At 75.0% G+C, this 25,370-nt stretch carries 22 protein-coding genes; 13 read left to right on the top strand and 9 right to left on the bottom strand.

What is annotated here, in order from left to right:
- Nucleotides 1–452: 452 nt before the first annotated feature.
- On the bottom strand, nt 453–2,558 hold the full coding sequence (locus ACFOVU_RS18860) for a HelD family protein (RefSeq protein WP_378535451.1): 2,106 nt from the start codon (nt 2,556–2,558) through the stop codon (nt 453–455).
- Between the two features lie 159 nt (nt 2,559–2,717).
- On the opposite strand from ACFOVU_RS18860, the gene ACFOVU_RS18855 reads away from it, so the two are divergent.
- From ACFOVU_RS18855 to ACFOVU_RS18845, 3 genes are all read left to right on the top strand, one after another.
- Nucleotides 2,718–3,350: a TetR/AcrR family transcriptional regulator gene (locus ACFOVU_RS18855; protein ID WP_378535449.1), complete on the top strand. Its 633-nt coding sequence runs from the start codon at nt 2,718–2,720 to the stop codon at nt 3,348–3,350.
- 170 nt (nt 3,351–3,520) lie between these two features.
- The gene (locus ACFOVU_RS18850) at nt 3,521–4,129 is read left to right on the top strand and encodes a hypothetical protein (RefSeq protein WP_378535447.1); all 609 of its coding nucleotides are present in this window, start codon (nt 3,521–3,523) and stop codon (nt 4,127–4,129) included.
- A complete protein-coding gene (locus ACFOVU_RS18845) occupies nt 4,126–5,277 on the top strand; it encodes a PrsW family intramembrane metalloprotease (RefSeq protein WP_378535445.1) in 1,152 nt (383 codons plus the stop codon). The genes ACFOVU_RS18850 and ACFOVU_RS18845 overlap by 4 nt, the downstream gene beginning before the upstream one ends.
- 81 nt (nt 5,278–5,358) lie before the next feature.
- On the opposite strand, the gene ACFOVU_RS18840 is transcribed toward ACFOVU_RS18845, so the two are convergent.
- Nucleotides 5,359–6,114, bottom strand: a complete 756-nt coding sequence (locus ACFOVU_RS18840; protein WP_378535443.1) for a L,D-transpeptidase family protein — start codon at nt 6,112–6,114, stop codon at nt 5,359–5,361.
- A 144-nt stretch (nt 6,115–6,258) separates the two neighbouring features.
- Entirely contained in the window at nt 6,259–7,446 is a 1,188-nt protein-coding gene (locus tag ACFOVU_RS18835; RefSeq protein WP_378535441.1) for a lycopene cyclase family protein, read from the bottom strand.
- A 107-nt stretch (nt 7,447–7,553) separates the two neighbouring features.
- Here ACFOVU_RS18835 and ACFOVU_RS18830 point away from each other — a divergent pair, with 107 nt between their 5' ends.
- Both ACFOVU_RS18830 and ACFOVU_RS18825 read left to right on the top strand, forming a co-directional pair.
- Nucleotides 7,554–8,279, top strand: coding sequence for a class I SAM-dependent methyltransferase (locus ACFOVU_RS18830; protein WP_378535439.1), 726 nt, complete (start codon nt 7,554–7,556; stop codon nt 8,277–8,279).
- 243 nt (nt 8,280–8,522) lie between these two features.
- Nucleotides 8,523–10,064, top strand: coding sequence for an FAD-dependent oxidoreductase (locus ACFOVU_RS18825; RefSeq protein WP_378535437.1), 1,542 nt, complete (start codon nt 8,523–8,525; stop codon nt 10,062–10,064).
- A gap of 56 nt (nt 10,065–10,120) precedes the next feature.
- On the opposite strand, the gene ACFOVU_RS18820 is transcribed toward ACFOVU_RS18825, so the two are convergent.
- The 5 genes from ACFOVU_RS18820 to ACFOVU_RS18800 form a co-directional block, all read right to left on the bottom strand.
- The gene (locus ACFOVU_RS18820) at nt 10,121–11,128 is read right to left on the bottom strand and encodes a DUF5914 domain-containing protein (protein WP_378535435.1); all 1,008 of its coding nucleotides are present in this window, start codon (nt 11,126–11,128) and stop codon (nt 10,121–10,123) included.
- 44 nt (nt 11,129–11,172) lie between these two features.
- Complete coding sequence (locus tag ACFOVU_RS18815; RefSeq protein ID WP_378535433.1) at nt 11,173–12,111, bottom strand: phytoene/squalene synthase family protein; 939 nt, start codon at nt 12,109–12,111, stop codon at nt 11,173–11,175.
- Nucleotides 12,111–13,637 (bottom strand): phytoene desaturase family protein, encoded by a 1,527-nt coding sequence (gene crtI, locus ACFOVU_RS18810; protein ID WP_378535431.1) that lies wholly within the window; start codon nt 13,635–13,637, stop codon nt 12,111–12,113. The genes ACFOVU_RS18815 and crtI overlap by 1 nt, the downstream gene beginning before the upstream one ends.
- Nucleotides 13,638–13,795: 158 nt before the next feature.
- Nucleotides 13,796–14,554, bottom strand: coding sequence for an enoyl-CoA hydratase/isomerase family protein (locus tag ACFOVU_RS18805; RefSeq protein ID WP_378535429.1), 759 nt, complete (start codon nt 14,552–14,554; stop codon nt 13,796–13,798).
- Nucleotides 14,555–14,589: 35 nt separating this feature from the next.
- Nucleotides 14,590–15,399 carry a phosphatase PAP2 family protein gene (locus tag ACFOVU_RS18800; protein WP_378535904.1) on the bottom strand — a complete coding sequence of 270 codons (810 nt, stop codon included), beginning with the start codon at nt 15,397–15,399 and terminating at the stop codon, nt 14,590–14,592.
- Between the two features lie 640 nt (nt 15,400–16,039).
- Between ACFOVU_RS18800 and ACFOVU_RS18795 the strand changes: the two genes are divergently transcribed.
- The 6 genes from ACFOVU_RS18795 to ACFOVU_RS18770 all read left to right on the top strand — a co-directional run bounded on the left by ACFOVU_RS18795 (nt 16,040) and on the right by ACFOVU_RS18770 (nt 21,969).
- Nucleotides 16,040–16,717: a GntR family transcriptional regulator gene (locus ACFOVU_RS18795; protein WP_378535902.1), complete on the top strand. Its 678-nt coding sequence runs from the start codon at nt 16,040–16,042 to the stop codon at nt 16,715–16,717.
- Between the two features lie 390 nt (nt 16,718–17,107).
- Complete coding sequence (gene pdhA, locus ACFOVU_RS18790; protein ID WP_378535427.1) at nt 17,108–18,211, top strand: pyruvate dehydrogenase (acetyl-transferring) E1 component subunit alpha; 1,104 nt, start codon at nt 17,108–17,110, stop codon at nt 18,209–18,211.
- Between the two features lie 15 nt (nt 18,212–18,226).
- Nucleotides 18,227–19,225, top strand: coding sequence for an alpha-ketoacid dehydrogenase subunit beta (locus tag ACFOVU_RS18785; protein WP_378535425.1), 999 nt, complete (start codon nt 18,227–18,229; stop codon nt 19,223–19,225).
- A gap of 16 nt (nt 19,226–19,241) precedes the next feature.
- Entirely contained in the window at nt 19,242–20,522 is a 1,281-nt protein-coding gene (locus ACFOVU_RS18780; protein ID WP_378535423.1) for a dihydrolipoamide acetyltransferase family protein, read from the top strand.
- Between the two features lie 310 nt (nt 20,523–20,832).
- Nucleotides 20,833–21,333 carry an NUDIX domain-containing protein gene (locus ACFOVU_RS18775; protein WP_378535421.1) on the top strand — a complete coding sequence of 167 codons (501 nt, stop codon included), beginning with the start codon at nt 20,833–20,835 and terminating at the stop codon, nt 21,331–21,333.
- 48 nt (nt 21,334–21,381) lie between these two features.
- Nucleotides 21,382–21,969 (top strand): HXXEE domain-containing protein, encoded by a 588-nt coding sequence (locus tag ACFOVU_RS18770; protein ID WP_378535420.1) that lies wholly within the window; start codon nt 21,382–21,384, stop codon nt 21,967–21,969.
- A 57-nt stretch (nt 21,970–22,026) separates the two neighbouring features.
- Here ACFOVU_RS18770 and ACFOVU_RS18765 read toward each other — a convergent pair whose 3' ends face one another.
- Entirely contained in the window at nt 22,027–22,578 is a 552-nt protein-coding gene (locus ACFOVU_RS18765; RefSeq protein WP_378535418.1) for an NADAR family protein, read from the bottom strand.
- A gap of 193 nt (nt 22,579–22,771) precedes the next feature.
- Here ACFOVU_RS18765 and ACFOVU_RS18760 point away from each other — a divergent pair, with 193 nt between their 5' ends.
- Together ACFOVU_RS18760 and ACFOVU_RS18755 are read left to right on the top strand one after the other, a co-directional pair.
- The gene (locus ACFOVU_RS18760; RefSeq protein WP_378535900.1) at nt 22,772–24,574 is read left to right on the top strand and encodes a prolyl oligopeptidase family serine peptidase; all 1,803 of its coding nucleotides are present in this window, start codon (nt 22,772–22,774) and stop codon (nt 24,572–24,574) included.
- Between the two features lie 2 nt (nt 24,575–24,576).
- The gene (locus ACFOVU_RS18755; protein WP_378535416.1) at nt 24,577–25,308 is read left to right on the top strand and encodes a GntR family transcriptional regulator; all 732 of its coding nucleotides are present in this window, start codon (nt 24,577–24,579) and stop codon (nt 25,306–25,308) included.
- Nucleotides 25,309–25,370 lie beyond the last annotated feature (62 nt).

Here is a 25,370-nt window from a genome sequence, read left to right as displayed (position 1 = left end):
GCCGGCGGCTCCGCCGTGTGGGACGCGGCCACAGGGCCGGCGTCGGCGCTCCACCCCACGGCGCCGCCGCCCCACCGTTCGGTGCCGCCGCTCCATCCCTCATCGTCGGCGCTCCCCCGCCGCTGGTCGGGCAGGCCGACCGCCGGCGGCTCCGCTGTGTGGGATGCGGTCTCGCTCATTCCACCCTTCCTCCGGTGCCCGCTCACCGGCCGCTCACGGCGCGCGGCGCGGGCCGTGAGCGGCCCGCCGCCGGCCCCGGGGCGGTCGTCGCCCCGGCCGGGAGCGTTCACCGCCCAGCCTCGCCGCAGTCGCTTCCAGCGCTCTTGCCGGACGCTTTCACGCCGCTCCGGCGCGGTGAAAGGCCGTACGGCGCATTCCCAGCAACCCCACAGGATCCCGAACGCCTCGCGCGCCCCGCTCTCCCGCCCGACGAGAACGCCGAGCCGCCCCGCTCAGCGGAGCGGCTCGGGGAGCGGGGCGGCGTGCACGACGTGCAGGGTGCTCACCGCGCGGGTCAGCGCGATGTAGAGGCGGTGCGCTCCGCGCGGCCCCGATCCGGCGATGCGGGCCGGCTCGGCGACCACGACGGCGTCGAACTCCAGCCCCTTGGCGAGCGAGGCGGGCACGCAGACCAGGCGCTGCGCACCCATCGCGCCGTCGTCGGCGCCGAGCAGGGACGCGCCCACCCCGGCGCCGGTGACCGCGCCGTGGAGGTCCGCGATGTCGCCGTCGGCGGCGATGAGCCCGACCGCCCCCTCCCCCGCCAGCGCCTCGGTGCAGGCGCGGACGGCCGCCGCGCGCAGCCCGCCGTCCCCGGCGGCGGTGACGCGCAGCGACCCCGGGGCGCTGCGGACGGCCTCGGGCTCCCGGAGGGTCGGCGCGATCTCCTTGAGGAGGCGCGCGGCGAACCCGATGATCTGCTCCGGGACGCGGTACCCGCGGACCAGCTCGGTATGGGCGGCATCGGGCGCGCCGAGGTGGTGGAGCAGGGCCGGCCAGTCCGGGACCGCGGCCGGGTGGGTGGCCTGTGCGAGGTCGCCGAGCACCGTCGCCGAGGCGGGGCCCAGCCGGCGGCCGATGGCGCGGCACTGCATCGGGCTGAGGTCCTGCGCCTCGTCCACGACGACGTGGCCGAGCGCGGCCGGCCGCTCGATCAGCCCGGCGGCCTCGTCGATGAGGGCGAGGTCGGCGTCCGACCACCGTGCGGCCGCCGCGGTCCGCTGGCGCCCGGGCAGGGCCAGGGCGGCCTGCTCGCCGGGGTCGAGGACGCCGTCGGCGGCGCGGGCCAGCCGGCCGGGGTCGGTCAGCAGGCCGAGGACCAGCCGGGCCGGGTCGCACGCGGGCCACACCTCCGCGACCGCCGCGCGGACATCGCGGTCGCGCCCGAGTGCGGTGAGAGTGCGGTCGTCGCAGGGCCACCCGGCCTCCTCCATCCGCGCCAGCAGGGCGCGGGCGACGCGCCCGGCGAAGAGGCCGCGGCCGGCGCCGTAGGGGACGCCGCGCCCGCGCACCTCGTCGGCCAGGGCGGCCAGCTCATCGGGGTAGAGGCGCCAGCGCCGCGCGCCGGTGCGGACCACGAGCGTCTCGGCGGGCGGACGCAGCCGCGACCACAGGTCGCGGCGGATGACCTCGGCCATGCGGGCGTCGCCCTTGATCCGCGCGGCGTCCGGCTCCTCGGCGCGCCGGACCTCGACCCGGCCGAGGAGGTCGTCGATCGTGGTGTGGGCGACGCCGAGCTCGCCGAGAGCAGGCAGGACGTTGCGGATGTAGTCCAGGAAGGCCCGGTTGGGGCCGATGACGACGGCGCCCGCGCGGCCCAGCCGCTCGCGCTCCATGTAGAGCAGGTAGGCGACGCGGTGCAGGCCGACCGCCGTCTTCCCGGTCCCGGGCGCGCCCTGGACGCACACGACGCGGTCGAGCGGGGCCCGGACGAGGTCGTCCTGGTCGGGCTGGATGGTCGCCACGATGTCGCGCATCGGGCCGGACCGCGGCCGTTCGATCTCCGCGGCCAGCAGCCCGCTGATCGGGCGCCCGTCCGCCGCCGGCCCGGCCGCGGCCAGCGGCTCATCCTCGTAGGCGGTGAGGCGGGCACCGTCGAAGCCGTAGCGGCGGCGCCGGCGCACGCCCATCGGTTCGCGCGGGCTCGCCCGGTAGAACGCCCCGGCGATCGGGGCCCGCCAGTCGATGACCATCGTGGTGCCCGCGGCGTCGTGGACGTTGCGCCGCCCGATGTGCACGGCGTCGTCGGGGCGCGGGCCGGGTGCAACGTCCGTGCCGGGCTCCTCCGTTCCGGGCGCGTCCTCGTGGACGGTGCCGGGCGGGAAGTCCAGCCGCCCGAAGAACAGCGGGACATCGGGCAGGTCGGCGAGGTGCTCGGCGCGCAGGGCGCGCGAGCGCCGCAGGACGGCGTTCGTGTACTTGTCCACGACGGCGTCGCCGACCGCGGTCCGGGTGGTCAGGACGTCCTCGCGCATCCGGCGGAGCGCTTCGCGGGCGGCCGCGAGGTGGGCGCGTTCGGCCCGGATCTCCGGGTCGACGGGGCGGGCGGGGTCGGGCATGGCGGAGCGCGCCTTTCGTCGGTGGGCGGATCGGTGGGCCGGGCGCCGGCCTGCGCACGCCGGTGTCCGGGGCGGCGACCCGACCATCATATTAACCTGGTCAATTTTTTGTCCCGGTCATTTATTTAACCCGACGTCCGTCGCACCTACACTGGCCCCATGGCCGAACCGACGGGGCTCAGGGAACTGAAGAAGCAGCGCACACGGCAGGCGATCTCCGAGGCGGCGATCGCCCTCTTCCGCGAGTCCGGCTTCGACCGGGTCTCGGTCGCCGACATCGCCGCCGCGGCCGAGGTCTCCAAGCCCACGCTCTTCGCCTACTTCCCGACCAAGGAGGACCTGGTCCTGCACCGGTTCGCCGACCACGAGACCGAGGCGGCCCGGGTCGTGCGCGACCGCGCGGCCGGAATCGCCCCGCTTGCCGCGCTCCGGTGGCACTTCCGCGACGGCCTCGACCGCCGCGACCCCATAACGGGCCTCAACGACCACCCCGAGGTGCTGGCGTTCCAGCGCCTGCTCTACGGCACCCCGGCGCTGGTGTCGCGGCTGCACGGCTACCTCGCGCGGGGGGAGGCCGCCCTCGCCGCGGCGCTCGCGGAGACGGGCACCGGCGACGACACGGTGGCCGGCGTCGCGGCCGGCCAGATCATCGCCACCCAGCGCATCCTCGCCACCCGCAACGCGGCCGAGATGGCGGCGGGCCGCTCCGCCGATGACGCCCACCCCGGCGCCGTCGCGCGCGCCGACACCGCCTTCGCCATCCTGGAGGACGGGCTCGCCGCCCGGCTGTGACCGCGGGCGCGCCCACGACCCGCCCCGCCGCGGACCGCCGGTCCATCCCCGTTCCGGACGCGGAATTTACGCCCGACACGTCCCGCATTGAACGGCGATCGTCACGCTCCGTGTTTGCATGAACGGGGCGGACCGCGGTCCGCGGACGCTACGAGGAGCGGAGGGCGCCGATGCACGAGACACAGCCCGAAACCGGCGTACCCCCGGCCGCGCGGGTGCCGTGGCGGAGCCTGGCGGTCATCGTCGGCGTCGTGCTCCTGCTCGCGGTCGGGTGGCCGATCGTCAACGCCGCGATCGCCGACGAGAAGCCGGTGGCCGACGGCAGCACCATGAGCGTCGCCGAAGGCGGCGGCCACGAGGCGCGGCTCACCTTCGGCCCCGGCTGGACCCTCCGGCCCGGCCAGAGCACCGAGGGGCGCACCTACCACTTCACCCGGGGCGGCGTGGAGATGACCGTCCTGTCCGCCGTACTGGACCAGCCGCGCGACATCGACGAACTCTGGGCGGGGCTGCGCCGGATCGTCCAGGTGGACCACCCCGGCGCCGAGCTCGGCGAGCCCCGCGTCACCATGAGCCGCAACGACGCCGGCGGCTGGACCGGGCCGCTGGTCGACGGCGACCGCACGGGGCGCGCCGTCGTCTACCCGTCGCCCGGAACGGCCTTCGCGGTCGAGATGACCATCCTCGCCGCGCCGGACGCCTCCGACGACGACCAGCGGGCGGCGGGCGAACTCGCGTCCTCCATCGCCTTCACCGGGAAGGGCGGGTCGGGATCATGAGCCGCCACGACGGCCCCTACGAGCCGGGACCCGCCCGCACCGGGGCACACGAACGGCGCCCCGCCGGCGCACCGCACGCCGGCCCGCACCCCGGCCACCCGCTGCTGCACGTCCCCCGGTCGCAGCGGGGCCGGGCGATATGGACGGTCTTCGGGGTGCTGTGCGCGGCGGGGGTGATCTCCATCCTGGCGTCCTTCGGGGGGCAGATGGCGGTCTTCCCCGGCGAGACGCTCCTGTCGTTCGTGCTGCTGGCCGTCTCCGTGGCGATCGGGTTCGCGCTGCTGCGCCGCATCCGCCCGGTGTGGTCGCCGCCGCGCGGCCTGTCAGCGGCCTGCGTGCTGTGGGGGGCGACCGCCGCCACCGGGGGCGCGCTACTCGCCAACAACGCGGTGCACGGAATGCTGTCCAAGACGGCGGGGCTGCCGTTCACGGCGCTGTGGGGCCCGTCGCTGTCGGCCCCGTTCAACGAGGAGCTGCTGAAGCTCTGCGGCCTCGCGCTGATCGCGCTGGCGGCGCCGCGCGCCTTCCGCGGGCCCGTGGACGGGTTCGTGTTCGGCGCGCTCGTCGGGCTCGGCTTCCAGGTCATGGAGAACCTGACCTACGCGCTGAGCCTGGTGATCGAACAGGGCGCCACCACCGGCGCCGGCTCCGTCATCCTGTCGTTCGCGGCCCGCGTCATCCTGACGGGGTGGGGGTCGCACTGGGCGATGACCGCGGTCGCGGGCACCGGACTCGGCATGATCGCCGCCGCGGCCGGCCGGGCCCCGGCGCGGCGCCTGGTGCCGGCCGTCCTGCTGATCCTGCTGGCCGTGGCCATGCACTGGTTCTTCAACGCCCCGCTGCTGGCGGCGACACCGGGCGGCACGCTGTTCTCGTCCATGCTGAACTTCGTGATCACCCTCGTGGTGTACTTCACCGTCCGGCACGCCTACCGGCACCGGATGGCCCAAGCCTTCTCCGCCGACGTGGCCGCGGGCCGCATGTCCGAGGCCGACGCCCGGACCCTCATGCGGCGCCGGCCGCGCCGCAAGGCGCTGCGCGGTTCGGTCGGCCCCGACCGCTCCATGGCCGTCGCGCTGCAAGCGGAACGCCTCGCCCGCGCCGAGCCCGTGGCGGCCGGCCAGCAGCCCGCCCCGGCCCCCGGCTGACCCCGCGGCCGCCGCCTCCTTCCCCGGACACGCGAACGCCCCGGAGAGGGGGTCCGGGGCGTTCGTGGAGCCGGGAGGGGGTCAGCGGACGATGACGACCGAGTTGTTGTCCAGCCGCCCGCTGTCCCAGAGCCAGTCCATGGCGGCGATGCTGACGCGGGCGCAGCCGTGCGAGGCGGGGTAGGGCGGAACGGAGTTGTAGCCGTGGACGGCGATGCCGCGGTTGAAGTACTTGGGCCGGTACAGCGCGCCAAGGGGGCCGGGGTCCCAGGCGTCGACGCCGCGGAAGACGGTGTACTCGCCGGTGGGGGTGACGGCCACGCTCTCCTGGCCCCGGGACTCGTAGGTCTCGCCGGAGCCGGTGGAGGTGTTGAAGACCTGTTCCACGTCGCCGTCGGAGACGACGAGGAGCAGCTGGCGTTCGAGGTCGATCTCGACCACGTTGCCCGATGTGCTGGAGGGGTCGGGGCGCACGCCGTCGTCGAGCGCGGCGCGGGTGTCGGGGCCGACGATGCCGTCGCGGTCGATTCCCGCCGCTTTCTGAATGGCGTAAACGGCCTGGACGGTCAGGCCGCCGAACTCGCCGTCGGCGGAATCGATCCAGTAGCCGAGTTCCATGAGGCGTTCCTGCAACGCCTCGACTTCGCGCCCGGAGTCGCCGACGCGCAGTTCCGAGGTGCCCCAGTTGAAGGCGTAGGCGCCTGCCGGTGCGGTGGCGGCCGAAGCGGTCCCGCCCAGGACCGCGAACCCGGTCCCGGTGGCGACGACCGCCGACAGGGCAAGGGCGGTCGCCCGGGCCGCATAGCGCTTGAAGCGTCCATGAGAACGAGTAGCCATGCCGCGCACTTTACCCGTCTTTTACCGCGGCATCGACGGGTCTCGTCCGATTCCGTGGAAAAGATCTCCGATTCCGGAATTCCCCTGGTGGAAACTCCGCGAAACATGATCGCACCGAATCCCGCGTCCCGTGGCGCACTTCGTTCACATGGGGCGCAGCGCCCGCCAGGCGCATTCCGCCGTTGTCAGGGCCATGGGGGCGACCGGGGTCGTGAACCCCATCGCGAGCTCGCCGGGCAGCCGCGAACCGCCGTCGAGAAAGGCCAGAACCCGGGGGATCCCGTTGCGCCGGAAGAGCCCCGCGAAGAACCCGGCCCCGTCGATCCGCCCGCTGTCGAGCGCCCGCAGCAGGACGGCGTCCATGGCCAGGTGCCGCCGCCGGTGGGGCACCGGCGGGACGGGGGTGCGGCCACGGGCGAGCGCGCCGGCCACCGCCGCCGCCTGCCGCTGGATGCCGCTGAAGGTGTAGCCGGTGGACGGGCGGGTCGCGCCCCCCGCCGCGCCGATCCGGAACACCCGGCGCCCCGCCCGGGTGCGGAAGGCGCCGTCGGTCATCGGGATCGCGCCCTGCTCGGCCGCTGTCACCTCGAACGCGCCCAGCCCCAGCACCCGCCCGGTGTAGTCGCGCAGCGCCGCGTCGTACCCGGCGTCGTCGAGCACCGCGCGCGTGAACTCGGTGTACTCCACCAGCGCCTCGCGCGGCGACAGCGGCAGCACGTAGCCGAACGCGACCCCGTTGGGCGGCTGCGGCGGGCGCAGGTCCATCAGCAGCGCACGGCCCGGGTCGAACGCGTCGGCCGCGGTGCGCACGAACCAGCCGCGGAAGTGCTGGAGGAGGGTGGTGCGCGCCGGCGGCAGGGCCGGCAGCGGGCGGGAGTCGAAGACCCACCGCGCGGCGATCTCGACCGGCTCGCCGGAGGCGTCGCGCCCGCGTACAACGGCGCGGCCGGGGCCGTCCTCGATCTCCTCCACGGCCGCGCCGACCTGCGCGACCCTGTCACTCAGCCCCGCGCGCACGTGCGCCTCGAAGTCGGTCGACCGCAGCATCTTGTAGGACAGAGGGGCGATCGGCGACGCGACGCGGTCGCCTCCGGGGCCGACCACCTCCAGGCGGTCCCAGCGGGCCGCCAGGACACCGTCCCACGGCCCGCCGCCGGTCTCCCAGAAGCACCAGGTCCGCGCGGGCGCGCGCAACGGCCCCGGGGGCGCCTCGATCAGAGCGACGCCGCCATCCACCCCGCCGCCCCGCCGCGGTTTCATCCGGTCCAGGCACCGGGTAAGGGACAGTCCAGCGGCTCCCGCACCCACGACGGCCACGTCGAACTCCCGCATGCGCCCCAGCATCGCACGGGGCGGCCGGGCCGCTCCGCGACACCACGGACGGGGGCGGCGTGCGCGAGCCCGCCCAGGCCCCGCCCTCAACGGACAGAGGGGTCCCGATGGACACCGCAACGCTGACGGACGAGTTCGACACCGCCGCCGCGTCCTATGACCGGCTGGTCGGCGCCAACCCCGGCTACCACCGGCACCTGCGCATGTCGGCGCGGCGGCTCGGGCTGCCCGCGGGCGGCGCCGGGCTGCGCGTGCTCGACCTGGGCTGCGGAACGGGCGCCTCCACGGCGGCGCTGGTGCGCGCCCTGCCGCGCGCCGAGATCATCGCGGTCGACGCCTCGGCCGGGATGCTCGACGCCGCCCGCGCGAAGCGCTGGCCGCCGGGCGTGCGGTTCGTGCACGCCCGGGCCGAGGACCTCACCCTCAGGGACATCGGCGGCCCCGCCGACGCGGTGCTCGCCGCCTACCTGCTGCGCAACTGCCCCGATCCCGACCGGGCCCTCCGGGCCATGGCGGCGCTGCTGCGCCCCGGCGGGCGGGTGGCGCTGCACGAGTACTCCGTCGCCGATTCGGCGCGCGCCCGCGCGGTGTGGCACGCGGTGTGCTGGGGCATCGTCATCCCCGCCGGCCGCGCGCTCACCGGCCGCGCCGACCTCTACCGCTACCTGTGGCGCAGCGTGCTGGCGTTCGACGGCGCCACAGCACTGCGCGACCGCATGCGCGCCGCCGGCCTGGAGGGCGTAAAGACCGCGCCGCTGCCCGGCTGGCAGAACGGCATCACCCACACGTTCGTCGGGCACACCCCGCCGGCGGCGCCGGGGGGCGGCGCGTGAGATACCCGGGTCGGCCCCTGCGTGCCGCCGCCCTGGCGGGCGAGGAGGCGTCACAGCATCCCGCGCGCCAACGGGCGGCCCGCGGGCCGGCGTGCCGGCTGCTGCCGGCGAACCGGGTCAGGGCCGGGCGCGCCCTGCGGCCGGCCGCGAAGCGGAAAGCCGCCGCGCGGGACGTGCCCCCAGGCGCGGGTGGCCGGAACACCACGGCCCCACCCACGGGCACCGCGCCGAGGAGGGCCCCTCATGACCGCTGAGGGGCGCGACCCGCTCGCCGAAGACGTCCCGCCCGCTGCGCCGCGCGGGGCGGTGCCCGATCGGGCGCCGTCCGCCGTGGTGGTCGGCGGTGGCATCGCCGGGCTGTCCGCGGCCACCGCCCTGGCCGAGCGCGGTGTGCGCACCGTCGTCCTGGAGCGGGCGGGCGGGCTCGGGGGCCGGCTGCGCGGCCACCCCACGACCCTGGCCGACGGGTCGGCGGTGACGATGAGCCGCGGCTTCCACGCGTTCTTCCGGCAGTACTACAACCTGCGGGCGCTGCTGCGCCGGGCCGACCCCGGCCTGGGCATGCTCACCCCGCTGCCCGACTACCCGCTGGTGCACGCCCGCGGCCAGGCCGACCGGTTCGCCGGGCTGCCCGAGACGCCCCCCTGGAACGCGCTGGCGTTCGCCCTGCGCAGCCGCGGCTTCCCGCTGGCCGCCACCGCCGCGGTGAACGTCCCCGCCGCGCTGCAACTGCTGGACGTGGACGTGCCGGGCGTCTACCGGCGCCTGGACCACCTGGACGCGGTGCGCTTCCTCGACCTCGTCCGCTTCCCGCCGGGCGCCCGCCACCTCGCCTTCGAGGTGTTCTCCCGGAGCTTCTTCGCCGACCCCCGGTCGCTGTCGGCCGCGGAGCTGGCGCTGATGTTCCACATCTACTTCCTCGGCTCCGCGGAGGGGCTGCTGTTCGACGTCCCCTCCGCGCCCTTCCCCCGGGCCCTCTGGGACCCACTCGCCGCGTACCTGGAGAAGAACGGGGCGGACGTGCACACCGGGCGGCCCGTCACCGCGATCGGGGCGGGCACGCGCCGCAGGTTCGCGGTCCACGCCGCCGACGGGACCGCCGAGGAGGCCGACGCGGTCGTGCTCGCCACCGACCCCGGCGCCCTCGGCCCGCTGGCGGAGGCGTCGCCGGGGCTGGCCACCCCGGCGTGGCGGGCCGGCGCCGGACGCGTGCCCACCGCCCCGCCGTTCCTGGTGTCGCGGCTATGGCTGGACCGGCCGGTGCGCGCCGACCGCCCCGGCTTCCTGGGCACCGGCGGCCACCCCACGCTCGACAACATCAGCGTGCTGGAGCGCTACGAGGACGAGGCCGCCGCATGGGCGCGGCGCACCGGTGGCTCGGTGGTGGAGCTGCACGCCTACGCCCTGCCCGAGGGCTGCGACGCCGCGACCGAGCAGGAGCGGCTGATCGCTCAGCTGCACGTCGTTTACCCCGAGACGCGCGGGGCGCGCATCGTCGACCGGCGGCACGAGCTGCACGCCGACTGCCCGCTGTTCCCTCCGGGCGGGTTCGGCGCCCGCCTGCCCGTTCACACCCCCGACCCCTGGCTGGTCGTGGCCGGCGACCACGTGCGGGTCGACCTGCCGGTGGCGCTGATGGAGCGCGCCGCCACCAGCGGGCTGCTGGCGGCCAACCGGCTCCTGTGCCAATGGGGCCTGCCCGGCCACACGGTCCGGACCGTCCCCCGCCGCGGCCGGGTCCCGCTCCTGCGCGCCCTGGCCCGCACCGCCCGGCGCACCCGCTGACCCGCCCGCGGGCGCCGCGCCGGACCGCCACCCGGGCGCCCGGGTGGCCTGCGGCCTCAGCCCCCGCCGGGCTTGGCCGTGCGCAGCAGGTGGCGGCGCTCGGCGTAGGCGAGGTCGTCGCGCCACAGCCGCCGGGCCGCGAAGCGCATCGCCGACCGGACCGCGGGCGCCGCACGCCGCGCGAGGGCGAACCCCGGGCGCGGGGAGGTGGCGATCAGCGCCTCGATCACCGCGGTGCGCGGCACCCCGTTGCGGTCGACTCCCAGCGGCGTCGCGTGCGTCTCCACGACGCTGCCGGCCCCCTCCCCCTCGATGATGTGCATGACGACCGTGCGCGGCTCGGGGCAGGAGAACGCCGCCCGCACCGGGACGCCCCAGCGGCCCGCGACCTTGAACGCCAGCTCCGCCACCATCCGGTCCGGGTCGGGGTCCGGCCCTTCGGGCACCTCGGTGACGCGCAGCCCCACGAACGAGTACGGGTGGAACCACGACCCGTGCCAGGGGTCGAGCCGGTTGGCGACGATGTCCTCGGGCTCGCACCGCCCCGCCATGCTCTCCACGGCGGAGATGACGGGCGCGCCCTGCGGGCGCTCGGGCAGCACTGGGCGCGCCAGCGGCTCCTCGCCGCCCGGCCCGTCCAGGCGCACCCAGGCCAGCACGCCGTCGTCGTGGGCGGGAAACGGCGACCAGCCCGGGAAGCCCCCGCCGTCCAGCGCCAGCCCGTGCCAGCGGCAGACCAGCCGTCCCGCGTCCACCGCGCCGTGGCACAGCGGCGCCCCGAGGTGCGGGCAGGCGCCGGGCGCGGCGTGCAAGGTCCCGTCGGCGCCGCGCCAGGCCACCACCTCGGTCCCGGCGACCACCCGGCCGAAAGGCCGATCGGGGCGGATCTCGTCGGCGGCGGCCAGCACGTACCAGTTCCCGGACGGCCGGGCCAGCGCCCGGTCCAGGGCCGCGCCGATGACGGCCGGGGCCGCCTGGCGCCAGGTCGGCCGCTGGCGGGCCCATACGGTCGCGGGCATCCGGCGCAGCGGGATCCGCCGCGGCCGGGGATCGGGGAGGGACATGGCCTTGTCGTCCTCTCAACGGGGCATCGCCCGTGTCGGTGCGGTCACGGGGTGAGCAGGCGCGCGGTGAGGGCGCGGCCCAGGGCGGGCAGCGCCATCCCGGCGCGGCGGGCGCGCGGCACGCTGTGCCGCCGGGTCCACACGTCGTAGTCGGCGGCCTCAATGCGGTCCAGGATCCCCCGGTAGAGCCGCAGCGCGGTGGCGACACACGGGCGCGACACCGGGTGCAGCATGGGGATCCCCGGTTCGGCCCGCCGGTAGACCTCGCGGTTGACCCCGGCCACCTCCGCCAGGGCCGCGCGCACGCGCGGGTCCTGGGCCCCGGTGCGGCGGCAGTGGGCGAGCAGGCCGCGGTCGGCGCCATGGGCGGCGAGCACGTCGGCGGGCAGGTAGACCCGGCCGCGGTCCAGGTCCTCGGCGACGTCGCGCAGGAAGTTGGTGAGCTGGAACGCCTCGCCCAGCGCCGCCGCGTGCGGCGCGGCCTCGGCGCGGGGCACCGACGTGCCCAGGACGGGCAGCACCTGGAGGCCGATCACGGACGCCGAGCCGTACATGTAGCCGCGGAGCTCGGCGAAGTCGGCGTAGCCCGTCACGTCGAGGTCCATGCGCATCGAGGCGAGGAACGCGGCGAACAGCGGCGGGTCGATGTCGTAGCGCCGCGCGCAATCGGCGACGGCCCGCACGACCGGCCGCTCGGCGGGGCCGCCGGAAAGGGCGGTCCCGAGGTCGGCCTCGACCGCGTCGATCAGCCCGCGCGGGCCGGCCGCCCCGTCCGGCGGGCCGGCGCCGTCGACGACGTCGTCCACCCACCGCGCGAAGCCGTACAGCGCGTGCACGGCCGGCCGCCTCGCGGGCGGCAGCACGCGGGTGGCGAGGTAGTAGCTGCGGCCGTGGCGGGCGTGCAGGTCGCGGCAGTGGGCGTAGGCCGCGCGCAGCGGCGCGCCGCTGATCCCCGCGGCGTCGAGTTCGGTGTCGGCCCCCATCAGCGGCTCCCTGCGGGGCGGGCGGCGCCGGTGATGCGGGCCGCGGCGAGCTTTCCGGAGATCAGGACGGTCGGCAGGCCAACGCCCGGTGTGGTCCCGCAGCCCGCGAGCACGGCGTTGGCGGTACCCGAGACCAGGTTGCGGGGCCGGAACGGTCCCGTCTGGGCGAAGGTGTGCGCGGTGGCGAACGGGGTGCCGAACGCCAGCCCCTGACGCTCCCAATCGTGCGGGGTGACCAGGTGCTCCGCCGTGATCGCCGCGCCGAGCCCGCTCAGGCCGCGCTCCTCCAGGGTGCGCACGAGCGCGTCGCGGTAGCGCGGCCCCTCGGTGCGCCAGTCGGGGCCGCCGGTGCGCAGGTTCGGCGCGGGCGCCAGCACGTAGAACAGGTCGTGCCCGGGCGGGGCCAGGCCGGGATCGGTGGCGGTGGGCCGGGTGACGAGCAGGGACGGGTCGCTCATGGTCCGGCCCACCCGGGTGATCTCGTCGAAGGTGCGGCTCCAGGCTGCGCCGAAGGAGATCGTGTGGTGGTGCAGCCCGGGCCAGGCGCGTCCGGTCCCGGCGTGCAGGACGACCGCCGACGGGGAGAACCGCAGCGGCACCGGGCGCCAGGGCACCCGCCCCAGCAGCCGGTAGGACGCGGGCAGGTCGGGGGTGAGGACGACCGCGTCGCAGGGGATCCGGCCGCCGTGGGCTGTGCGGACGGCGGTGATCCGGTCGCCCCGGCGCTCCAGCTCGCGTACCGGCTCGTTGTAGCGGAAGGCGACGCCCGCCTTGGCGGCGGCTCCGGCGAGCCCGTCGGCCAGTGCGCGCATCCCGCCGCGCGGGAAGTACACGCCGGCGACCGTGTCCATGTAGGCGATGACCCCGTAGGCGGCCATCGCCCGCTGCGGCGGCACCCCCGCGTAGAGCGCCTGGAAGGTGAAGATCCGCTGGAGCCGGGGGTCGGTCAGGAACCGGCCGATGGCGGGGGCCAGCCGGCCGAACCCGCCGATGGCGGCCAGCCGGGCGAGGTCGGGGGTGAGCAGGCCCAGCGGGGAGTCGAAGTTCGCGTCGATGAACCGCCGCATCTGCACCTCGTAGAGGCGGCTCAGCCAGGCGCGCAGCCGCAGGTAGCCCGCCTCCTCCCGGGGCCCGGCGACCCGCCGCACCTCGGCGGCCATCTCCTCGGCGCCGGTGTGCACGTCGACCTCGGTGCCGTCGGCGAAGGCCGCGCGGTAGGCGGGTGCCAGCGGGACGAGGTCCACGGTCTCGGCCAGCGAGGACCCGACGGCGGCCAGCGCCTCGTCGATGAGATCGGGCATGGTCAGCACCGTGGGCCCGGTGTCGATCCGGTAGCCGCCGATGTCGAGGCGGCCCGCGCGCCCGCCCGGGTGCGCATCGCGCTCCACGACCGTGACCTCGCGCCCCGCGCCGCGCAGGTGCAGCGCCGCGGCCAGGCCGGACAGCCCCGCTCCGACCACCACGACGCGGTCCGTGCGCCCGGGCACGGTCCGCACGCGCGGTGCCCGCCCGCTACCGCCGCTCATCGCCGCCCCCGCCCCTCGCCCCCGCCGCACCGGCGAGCGTGCCCCGGTGCGCGCGGCGGGAAACGGGACCAGAGGGCCCGATCGACGCCGCCCGCGCACCGGCACGGGGGTGCGGCCGCGGCGGGGTCCCTGCCGGGATAGGCGCAGGTCGGGAGGGGTCAGTCGTCCGTGGGGGCCGCGGGCCCGGTCCACGGGAAGCGGGGTGCGCGGCGCTCCTCGAAGGCCGCCAGGCCCTCGTCGAGGTCGCCCGCGGCCCACATCTCCGCGCGCCAGTGGGCGATCCGCTCCGGGGTGAGGGCGCCGCCGCCGATGCGGTCGAGGATGTCCTTGGACGCGCGGACGGTCAGCTGCGACCGGGAGCCGATGAGCTCGGCGAGGTCGGCCACCCGCTGTGCCAGGGCGGCACCGGGGACGACCTCGTTGTAGAAGCCTTCCCGCAGCGCCCGCTCCGCGTCGATGCCGGCGGCCGTGTAGACCAGGTGCTTGACCGGGGCCGTCCCCGCCAGCCGGACCAGCCGCCGCAGCGCGCTCACCGGGTAGAGGACGCCGAGCTTGGCCGGGGTGATGGCGAACCGCGCGTCGTCGGCGGCGATCCGCAGGTCGCAGGCTGCCGCGAGCTGGCAGCCGCCGCCGTAGCAGTAGCCCCGGATGGCGGCGATGACGGGTTTGGGGCAGGCCGCAATGGCCTCTTCGGCCAGGGTCGGTAGGTCGGTCTCGCCGTGGCCGATGCGGTCGAGCTGGCCGATGTCGGCTCCGGAGCAGAAGGTGTCGCCCGCGCCGGTGAGCACGGCGACCCGCACCGCGGGGTCGGCGGCCAGCTCGGCGAAGAGCGGGGGGACGGCCCGGTACATGTCGGCCGTCATGGCGTTGCGGGCGCCGGGGTTGTCGATGGTGACGGTCGCGACGCCGCCGGCCACGGACCGGCGCACCCGCCCCGCGCCGGCCGCCGGGCTCATCCCGCGCCGCCGGAGGTGCGCGCTTCGCTACCCCCCTGGACGCCGGCCGCATCGCCGGAGCCGGAGCCGGGGTCGTCGCCGTCGGGGTCGTACCAGGGCCACCAGGTGGCGGTGCGGCCGCCGGGGATCATCCGGTCCAGCCGGATGACCAGGCTGAGCGCGAACCCGCCCGCGACCATCCCGGTCAGCAGGTCGGTGAACCAGTGGAAGTGCAGGAACGCGGAGACGAACGCCTGGAGCACGGCGATGCCGACGATGCAGTAGCCGAGCCGGCGGATGATGTGCGGCCGGGCCGCCCGGTAGCGGACGATGAGGAACAGCACGAGCCCGTAGATCAGGATCGCGTTGGCGCCGTGGCCCGAGGGGAAGGACACCCCGCCTTCGGCGAAGAACGAGGGGTCGCCGGTGCGCGGGTGGCCGCGCTGGAGGATGAGCTTCATCATGGCGACCATGCTCATCATGCCCACCACGCCGCCGACGCTCAGGATGATCGGCCGCCACGAGCGGTGCCAGTAGGCGAGCTGAATGGCGGTCGTGGCCAGCACGGGCAGCGCGACGAACCGGGACGCCACGGTGTCGGGCCACAGGATCAGCGGTTCGCGCACCTGGTCCCAGTAGGGGCGGGGCGCCTCGTTGATGAAGATGTCGATGGGGTGCAGCGGGCCGGCGGAGAGCACGGTCATGGTGATGAGCACCACGGCCAGCACGATCGCGCGCTTGTCCGATGCCAGCCCCCACGCGATCTCGCTGACGCTGGGCCAGGTGACCCCGGGCCCGCCGGAGCGCCGGCGCGCGGTGCGCACCAGAGCGGCCCCCGGGGCGGTGCTCAATACCCGCCGGGACCTATGGAATGAGGGGATCGAATGGCCCGCCCGAAACAGCGGGTTCGACCGTATCCGCAATGTATGCATCATGTGTGCTCAGTGCTGTCTCACGAATTGTGGGCTGGCCTGCGGCACGCTTGTGCGTAGGGGGACGGGCTCGCCGCTCGGACGTCGACTCGGGTGGATTCGGGCGGGTAACGCGTTCTGTAGGGGTCGGGAAGCCGCGGGACGCATGGTCAGAGCATCCACGCAACCGGTGACAACTGCGTCGTCACTACGGTCCATGACCGGGGACACCGCTGGTGGCGCAATCGGTGAACCGGTCCCACCGCCCCCGTGTGGGGGACGCCACTTCACGACTCCCGGCTTTGTTCGAACATTTCCGACAGGAGAGCATAGCGCCCTGTAAGTTGACGCGCCGCGAGCCCCTGACGTTTACGAACGTGCTAACTCGCGCTTTACCGTCCTGTCCGCGGCCGTGCCCCTGCCGTTCGCCGAAGCCGCCCGAATGGCGCCCGCCGTCCCGTGCCGCAGGGCATGACGCCGGGCCCGCACCGTGGTATGGCACTCTTCGTAATGAGCCTGAGCGCTCGTGAAACCCCACCCAGCTGAAAGGCCGTCGATGGTCGACCTGCCCACGGGATCCGATGATCGGTCCCGGTTGGCCCGCAACCCGCTGCGGGAGCAGATCCGCCGCGTCCTCGTCGACGGTCTGCTCTCAGGCCGCTGGCAGCCCGGGGAGCGCATCGTCGAACGGCGGATCGCGGCCGAGCTGAACGTCAGCCAGGCCCCAGTGCGGGAGGCGCTGCGCGAACTGGAGACGCTGCGCCTCATCGAGTCCGTGCCGAACAAGGGGGCCCGGGTTCGCGCTTTCGGTGTTGCGGACATGGCGGAGATCTATCCCGTCCGCGCCGGTCTCGAACTTGTCGCCGCCGAACTCGCCGCCCCGGGCCTGGCCGAGGACCCGCGCCCGCTGGAGCGCGAGGTCGACGCCCTCAAGCGCGCGACCGCCGAGGGCGACGTCGAGGAGCAGATCAAGCACAGCGTCGAGTTCCACCGCGAGATCGTGCGGGCCGCCCGCAACAGCGTGCTCCTGCACACCTGGGAGTCGCTGGGGGTCGAGGTGTGGACGCGGCTGTCGGTCCGCTGGCTCAACATGGAGCTGCACGCCAAGGCCGCCGACCACGCCCAGATCACGGAAGCGTTTCGAAAGTGCGACCCCGAGGTCGGCCGGATGGTGCGCGACCACGTGCTCAACTACGTCGAGGCCGCAATGAAGTCGCACGATGCCGTGAGATGACCCGCCCGGCCGGGCCTGCGCGCCGAAGACCACCCCCCTTTGCCGAATACGCCCCGGATCTCCCCTAAAGTCGTATTGATCGATCATCGATCAGTACGTAGAGTGTGCGCGACGCACGTCACACAGATGACGGGCGTGTTGCGAGCCACGCGCGAACCGGCCGGACGATCAGGTGACCTCCGCCCAGGAATGGGCAGGGTAGCGACCACCGGGGGGCGAGCGCACGGAGTGTTCGGCCACGACAACTCAACAGCCACTCCCGCGACCCCGCCGTTGAGCCCGGCGTCGGCGCGGACGCCGTGGCCGCGGGCCCACCGCGCGCCCCGGCACCGGCCTCCCCGGGCCTACCGGCCCGGACCAGGCCGTTCCCGTACGTAGAAAGGCACCACCATGGCTGACACGGCCAAGCCGAAGGGCGGCGGCACCGCCAGGAACACGGGTGGCCGCCGGCGGAGCCGGAAGGGCGACACCCCCGACCTCTCCGACGAGCAGCCCGCGGTGCTGCTCGACTACTACCGGCAGATGCTGCTCATCCGCCGTTTCGAGGAGCGCACCGGCCAGGCGTACACGCAGGCGCGCATCGGCGGCTACTGCCACCTCAACCTGGGCGAGGAGGCCACCGTCGTCGGCCTCATGACCGCCCTCCAGGAACGCGACTACCTCTTCACCAACTACCGCGACCACGGCTACGCGATCGGCAAGGGCATGAGCCCGCGCACCGTCATGGCCGAGCTCTACGGGCGCTCCGACGGCGTGTCCAAGGGCTGGGGCGGGTCCATGCACATGTACGACACCGAGACCCGGATGCTGGGCGGCTACGGGATCGTCGGCGGGCAGCTCCCCCTGGCCACCGGCGCCGCGCTGGCCGTCTCCTACCGGGGCGGCGACGAGGTCGTCATGTGCCAGATGGGCGACGGCACCACCAACATCGGCGCCTGGCACGAGTCGCTGAACATCGCGGCGCTGTGGAACCTGCCCATCGTCTTCGTGGTCATCAACAACTTCACCGGCATGGGCACCACCGTCGACCGGTCCTCCGCCGAGCCCGACCTCTACAAGCGCGGCTCCGCCTTCCGCATCGAGGGCGTCCGGGTGGACGGCCGCGACGTGCTCGCCGTCCGCGACGCCGCCACCGACCTCGTCGAGCGCGCCCGCTCCGAGCAGCGCCCCTTCCTGCTGGAGGCCACCAGCTACCGGATGAAGGGCCACTCGGTGGTCGACCCCGCCAAGTACCGCACCGCCGAGCAGGCCGAGGAGGCCAAGGCCAACGACCCGGTCGCGGCCTTCGAGGCCCGGCTGGAAGAGGCCGGCATCCTCACCGAGGAAACCAAGAGCGAGATCGCCGGATCCGTCCGCGACGAGGTCGCCGACGCCGCCGACTTCGCCGAGAACAGCCCCCACCCCGAGGTCTCCACGCTGTTCGACTACACCTACGCCACCCCCGTGGCGAACGAGTCGCGCCGCATGCCCGCCGACCCGGTCTTCGCCGAGTAGAAAAGGAGCGGGTCCATGTCCGTGATCACCTACCGCCAGGCGCTGCGCGACACGCTGCGCGCCGAGATGCACCGCGACGAGAACGTCCTCCTCCTCGGTGAGGAGATCGGCGTCTTCGAGGGCTCCTACAAGATCACCGAGGGGCTGCTCAAGGAGTTCGGCGAGCGCCGCGTCCGCGACACCCCCATCGCCGAGGAGGGCTTCGTCGGCGCCGCGATCGGCGCCGCGATGCTGGGGCTGCGCCCCGTCGTCGAGCTGATGACGATCAACTTCTCCCTGATCGCCATCGACCAGATCATCAACCACGCCGCGAAGATCTACGGCATGTTCGGCGGCCAGACCAGCGTGCCGATGGTCATCCGCACCCCGGGGGGCGGCGGCCAGCAGCTCGGCGCCACCCACTCGCAGAACATCGAGCTGTTCTACTCCTTCATCCCGGGCCTGAAGGTGCTCGCGCCGAGCACCCCCGCCGAGGCCGCGTCGATGCTGCGCGCCGCCATCCGCGACGACGACCCGGTGCTGTTCCTGGAGAACCTCGGCCTGTACAACACCAAGGGCGAGGTCCCCGAGGGCGACGACACCGTCGCCGAGATCGGCCGCGCCGCGGTCACCCGCGAGGGCAGCGACATCACGCTGATCGGGTACTCCCGGATGGCCATGGTCGCCTCCCAGGTCGCCGAGAGGCTCGCCAAGGAGGACATCAGCGTCGAGGTCGTCGACCTGCGCAGCCTGCGGCCGCTCGACCGCGCCACGATCGTCAACTCGGTGCGCAAGACCGGGTCCGCGGTGGTCGCCGAGGACGACTGGCTGACCTACGGGATCGGCGCCGAGATCGCCGCCACCATCCAGGAGGGCGCGTTCGACTACCTGGACGCCCCGGTGCGCCGGGTCGCCATGGCCGAGGTGCCGATGCCCTACGCCAAGCCGCTCGAGACCGCGGCGCTGCCGTCGGTCGAGTCGATCACCACCGCTGTCAAGGAGACCCTGAGCGCTGTGGGCAAGCGGGTCGGGTAAAGGGGAAAAGCACACGATGACTGAGATCTACATGCCGCGCCTCTCCGACACCATGGAGGAAGGCGTCATCAGCTCCTGGGTCAAGAAGGTCGGCGACAAGGTCGCGTCCGGCGACGTCCTGGTCGAGATCGAGACCGACAAGGCCGTCATGGAGTACGAGGCCTACGAGGACGGCTTCCTCGTGAAACAGTCGGTGGCCGAGGGCGACACCGTGCCGATCGGCGCGGTGATCGGCGTCCTCGCCGACAGCCCCGACGCCGTGCCCGAGGAGTCCGGCGCCCCCGCCGCCCCCGCGGAGGAGCCCGCGGCCCCGGCCGCGGAGGCCGCCCCCGCTCCGGCCGAGACCGAGCCGGCACCGGCGCCCGCCGCCGAGGGCACCGCCCCCCGTCCGCTCAGCTCCCCGCTGGCCCGCCGGCTGGCCCGCGAGTACGGGCTCGACATCGAGTCCATCGACGGCTCTGGCCCCAAGGGCCGCGTCGTGCGGGCCGACATCGAGGCCGCCGCCCAGCGGCAGCGCGAGGCCGGCGCCCCCGCCGCCCCCGCGCCCGCGGCGGCGCGGGCCCCCGCCCCGGCGGCCGCCCGCCCCCAGGAGGCCTACGACGACGGCCGCGCCTCCGAAGAGCTGAAGGTGAGCAACGTCCGCAAGGTCGTGGCGCGCCGGCTGACCGAGAGCAAGCAGCAGGTGCCGCACTTCTACCTGCGGCGCACGATCGACGCCGAGGCGCTCAAGGCGTTCCGCGGCCAGATCAACGAGCAGCTCGCGAGCACCGGCGTCAAGGTCAGCTTCAACGACCTCATCGTCAAGGCCGTGGCCACCACGCTGACCGCGCACCCCGAGGTCAACACCTCGTGGGTGGACGACAAGCTGTTCCGGCACGGCCGGATCAACGTCGGCGTGGCCGTCGCGGTCGAAGGCGGGCTGGTCGTGCCGGTGCTGCACGACACCGACGCGATGCCGCTGTCGCAGATCGCCACCTCCACCCGCGAGCTGGCCGGGCGCGCCCGCGACGGCAAGCTCAAGCCCCAGGAGATGAGCGGCGGCACGTTCAGCGTCAGCAACCTGGGCATGTTCGGGGTCGACAGCTTCTCCGCGGTCATCAACCCGCCCGAGGCGGCGATCCTCGCGGTGGGCGCGATGAAGCAGCAGCCGGTGGTGCGCGACGGCGAGATCGTCGCCCGCAACACCATCGCGCTGGAGCTGTCGGTGGACCACCGGGCGATCGACGGCGCCGTCGGCGCCGCGTTCCTCAAGGACCTCACCGACGTGCTGGAGAACCCCATGCGGATCATCCTGTAGTCCGCCGGTCCACCGCCGCAGCGCCCGCCCCGGGAAGCCGGGCGGGCGCTGCGGTGCTTTTCGGGCGCCGGCGGAACGCCGCCGTCCACGGCCACGTCGGACGTGGAGGGCACCCCGACGCCCCGCAGGCCCGGCGTCGACCCGGCGTGGCGGGTGGACGGCCCGGCCGCCGTCGCGGCGCACCTGGTTTCACGTGGAACACGCAAGGTCACGGTTGTCCTACCGTGTGCCCGGCCGGGTGGCGCCGTGGCGGACCGTACGCAAGGGTGGTCCGCACCGCCCACCGCCGACCAGGAGGGACGCCCCCCGAATGACCGCCCCGCACCCGCCGGCCGAACCCGCAATGTCCGCGGCCGCCATCGTTCCCGGGCCCGAGTGGACGCTCACCTTCGTCCTCCGCAGCAGCGGCCTCCACGCCGGGCACTGGCTGCTGCCGCGCTGCGCGATCGCACCGGAGGAGAGCGCGGAGCAGGCCGCGCGCCGTGCCGCCGAGAGGGACGCCGGGCTGCGGACCGGCGCCCTCGCCCCGACCGGGATCTACGACGTGAACGGCTCCGGCGGCGCGGACGACGCCCCCTACCACCTGCACCTGCACGTCTACCGGGCGCTGCGCCCGTCCGCGGTCCCGGAGGGCTTCACCGGCGACCCCGCAGAGGTCTCCGGTATCGACCAGACCCACCCGCAGAGCGTGCTGCCGCATCCCGTCGACATGCTCGTGCTCAACGACGCGGGGCTGGCCGACTACGACCCCTCCCTGGTCCGCCGCCTCCTGGCCGCCGACGGCGTGACCGTGTCCCGCCTGGACCTGTAGGGCCCGGCCGGCCGTGCCGGTGACACGGGGGCGTGGTGGAATGGCGGCATGCCGAACCATCCCGCCCCCCGGACCTCGGCAGCGCCCGGGACCGCCCCGCTCCCCGCGGCCGCCACGTGGGGGCTGCTGGCCGCCTGGGCGCTGCACGACGCCGAGGAGCTGATCACCATGCCGGGGTGGGCGCGCCGCGCGCGTCCCCGGCTGGAGGCGGCGTTCCCCGCCGTTCCGGGCGGGGTCTGGGACCGGCTCGACGTCTCCCGCACCCACGCCGCGACCGCGATCGGGCTCATGGGGGTGGTGATGGCCGCCGCCGCGGCCGACGGCGCGCGCACCGGCGGGCGCAGCCCCTTCTACCAGGCGGCCCTGGCCGGGTTCGGCCTGCACACGGTGACCCACCTCGCGCAGTCGGCGCTCACCCGCGGCTACACCCCCGGCGTGGTGACCGCGCCGGTGATCGCCGCGCCGTTCTCACTGTGGGCCTGGGGACGGCTGCGCCGGGCCGGCGTGCCCACGGCGGCGCCGGGCACCGGATCGCTGCTGCTGATGCCCGTTGCGCTCGGATCGGCGCACGGGCTGGCATCGGCCGTCGAACGGATCCGCGCGCGCCGGGGCCGCACGGCGGCGCGCCGCCGGTAGCCGCACCGGGACCTGCCGTTCCGGAACCGCCCGTTCCGCGGAGGCGGCCCGCCGCGCTCATGCCCCTGCGGCGGCCAGCTCCGTCCGCGCCCGCATGAGGGCGAAGCCGAGGAGGTTCTCCCCCGGCCACAGAGCCGGGTCGGCCGCGCGTTCGTCGTCGGCGGCCAGGCCGATCCCCCACACGCGGTCGAGCGGGCTCGCTTCTACGAGCACGCGCGCCGCCGTCGCCCGCAGGAAGGCCCCGAGCTCCGCGTTCTGGCCGAACTTGTGCACCGACCCGCGCACGACGATGTCGAAGCGCCGCTCCCGCCACACCGCTTCGTCGAACCCCGCGACCTCGCGCCCCAGCCGCTTGGCCGCGCCCGGCTCGGCCGCCGCCAGGATGCGTCCGGCCGCGGCGGTGTCGCCGAACAGCCGCGCCTTCTCGGCCATCATCCAGTGCTCGGCGGTGGCGTAGCGCACCCCGTCGACCGTGAAGGCCGCGGGCCACCACTGGCTCAGGCATCCGGGGCCGGGCGTGCCGTCGGGCCGCGCCCGGTGGCCCCAGAAGTACAGGTAGCGCAGGCGCTCGCCGCCGGCGGCGCGGACGCGCAGGTCATCTAGGGACATGGGCGGCTCGCTTTGCATATCCGCATTCTTCCGTACATCCGCCACGAGGGTGCTCACGTGCCGCCCCGGCACCGGGCGCGAAGGCCCCCGCGGCCCGCGTCCCCGTACTGACATGTGGTTTCGACGGCGTAGGACCATGTCGACTCATCGATTCGCCCCCAATAAGCAGAACTCCACTGCTTTACTGGAGATCATGGGCGAGCGTTGGCAGGATCGTTTCCGCGCAGGCCGGACCGGTCTCCCCTCCTGGGCGCGCGATGCGCCGGACCACTCCCTGTTCCGCGGCAACGCCTCCGGGACGTGGGAGATCCACACCTGGCACCGGGGCACGGGCGAACAGCGGCAGGCGACCGAGCGGCCGCAGGGCACGCATACGGCCGCACTCGACCCCTCCGGGGCGTGGGTGTGGTGGTTCGACGACACCGACGGCGACGAGTTCGGCGTCTGGCGGGCACAGCCGTTCGGCGGCGGGCCCGACCGCGCCGCGGCCCCCGGGCTTGCGCCCTCCTACATGGGCGGGCTCGCGCTGGGGGCGTCCGGGCTGGCCGTCGTGGGCCGCTCGACCGACGACGGGTTCAGCGCGCACCTGTGCGTGCCGGGCGCGCCGCCGCGCACCGTCTACGCCCACCGGCAGGAGGGCCGTGTCGCCGCGCTCAGCGACGACGAATCGCTGCTGGCCATCACGCACAGCGAGCACGGCGACAGCCGCCACATGGCGGTGCGCGTCCTGCGGCTGGACGCCGGCGGCGACGGCGCGACCACCGTCGCCGACCTCTGGGACGGACCGGGGCGCGACCTCACCGCCGTCGGCTTCGAACCCGGCGGCCACCGGCTGCTCGTCCTGCACGAGCGCACGGGCCGGACCGAACCGCTCATCTGGGACCCCCTCACCGGGGAGGAGCGCGACATCGGGCCGGGCCTCGGCCTCGACGGCGAGCTGTCGGCCGGCTGGACGCCCGATGGCGCCCGCCTGCTGATCACCCAGGAGGACCGTGCGCGGTCGCGGCTGCACCTGCACGACCTCGCCGCGGGGACGACCGCCCCGGTCCCGACCCCGCGCGGGCTGGTGTCGGCGGCGACGGCACGGCCCGACGGCACGGTCGAGTACGCCTGGTCCAGCTCGGAGCTGCCGCCCGCGATCCGCGACACCGCCGGCCGGGTCGTCCTGGCGCCCCCGGGCATCGCCGCGCCCCCGTCCGTCCCGGTGCGCGACGTCGTCGTGGAGGGCCCCGGCGGCCCCGTCCACGCCCTGGTCTCCGTCCCCGGCGACTCCCCCGCCCCCCACCCGGCCGTGTTCGTGGTGCACGGCGGCCCCCAGGCCCAGGACCTCGACTCCTTCCGGCCCGACGTCGCCGCCTGGGTCGACCACGGGTTCGCGGTCGTGCGCGTCAACTACCGCGGCTCCACCGGCTACGGCAGCGCGTGGCGCGACGCCCTGGAAGGGCGCGTGGGGCTGACCGAGCTGGAGGACATCACCGCCGTGCGCGACTGGGCCGTGGCCACCGGGCTCGCCGACCCCCGCCGGCTGATCCTCGAGGGCTGGTCGTGGGGCGGCTACCTCACCCTGCTCGGCCTGGGCGTCCGGCCCGGCGCCTGGAGCCTGGGCATCGCGGGCGTCCCCGTCGCCGACTACGTCACCGCCTACGCCGACGAAATGGAGGCCCTCCGCGCCTTCGACCGCTCCATGTTCGGCGGCTCACCCGAGGAGGTACCCGAGCTGTACCGGCGCTCTTCACCCCTGACCTACGCCGACCGGGTCACCGCACCGGTCCTGGTCCTGGCCGGGGAGAACGACCCCCGCTGCCCCATCCGGCAGATCGACACCTACCTCGCCCGGCTCGCCGAGCTGGGCACACCCCACGAGGTGCACCGCTTCGACGCCGGGCACGGGTCGTTCGTGGTCGAGGAGCGCGTCCGGCATATGGCCGTCGAGCTGGACTTCGCCCTGAGAAACACCGGGATGCCGACGGAAGGACCGTCCCCAAGGGCCGTGTAGCCATGGGAGGGCAACCGCGCTATCTCTGGGTGGCCGAAATGCTCCGCCGCCCCATCCTGAACGGCGAGCTGGCACCCGGCAGCCGGCTGCCGTCGCGGTCCCGGCTGGCCCGCACCCACCACGTCAGCGAGCAGGTCTCGCGGCATGCGCTGCGGCTGCTGGTCAGCGAGGGGCTCGTGGAGGCACGCCCGGGGTCGGGCTACTACGTCCGCCCGGTGCCGCAGATCCACCGGTTCTCCCGCACGGACCGCTCCTCGGGCTCCGGCGTCGAGCCGCTGCACCGCGAGGAGCTGGGCACCCTCACCGTGAAGGTGAACGACCTGGTGGCGCGGCGGCTGACCCTGCGCGACGGCGAGATGGTCTACCGCACCCGCTCCCTCGGCCTGGCCGACGGCGCCCCCGTCGCCCTGCACACCGCCTGGGAGCCCATGGTCCTCACCCAGGGCACCCTGCGCACCCCCGCCGACGCCGAACCCGGCACCGGCGTCCTCGACCGGCTCGGCGCCGCCGGGGTCATCATCGACCGCGTGGTGGAGGAGGTCGGCGTCCGCCCACTCCGCGAACCCGAGGCCACCCTCCTCCAACTCGCCCCCGGCCTACCCGTCCTGGTCGTGGAACGCACCCACTTCAACGGCCAGCGCCCCGTGGAAACCTCCGATCTGGTCGGCTCCGTCGACCACTGCCGCCTCCTCTACCGCCTCAGCCTCGCCCGCCCACAGAAGAAAGGACGGTGAGCACCGCAGCGGAAAGCGCCCGTATCCCTGTGACGGCGGCAGGAACAGCGCAGACGGGGGGG

This window comes from Nocardiopsis sediminis, assembly GCF_042650565.1.
GTDB lineage: Bacteria > Actinomycetota > Actinomycetes > Streptosporangiales > Streptosporangiaceae > Nocardiopsis_B > Nocardiopsis_B sediminis.
This window is presented reverse-complemented; position numbering and strand designations above follow the sequence as displayed.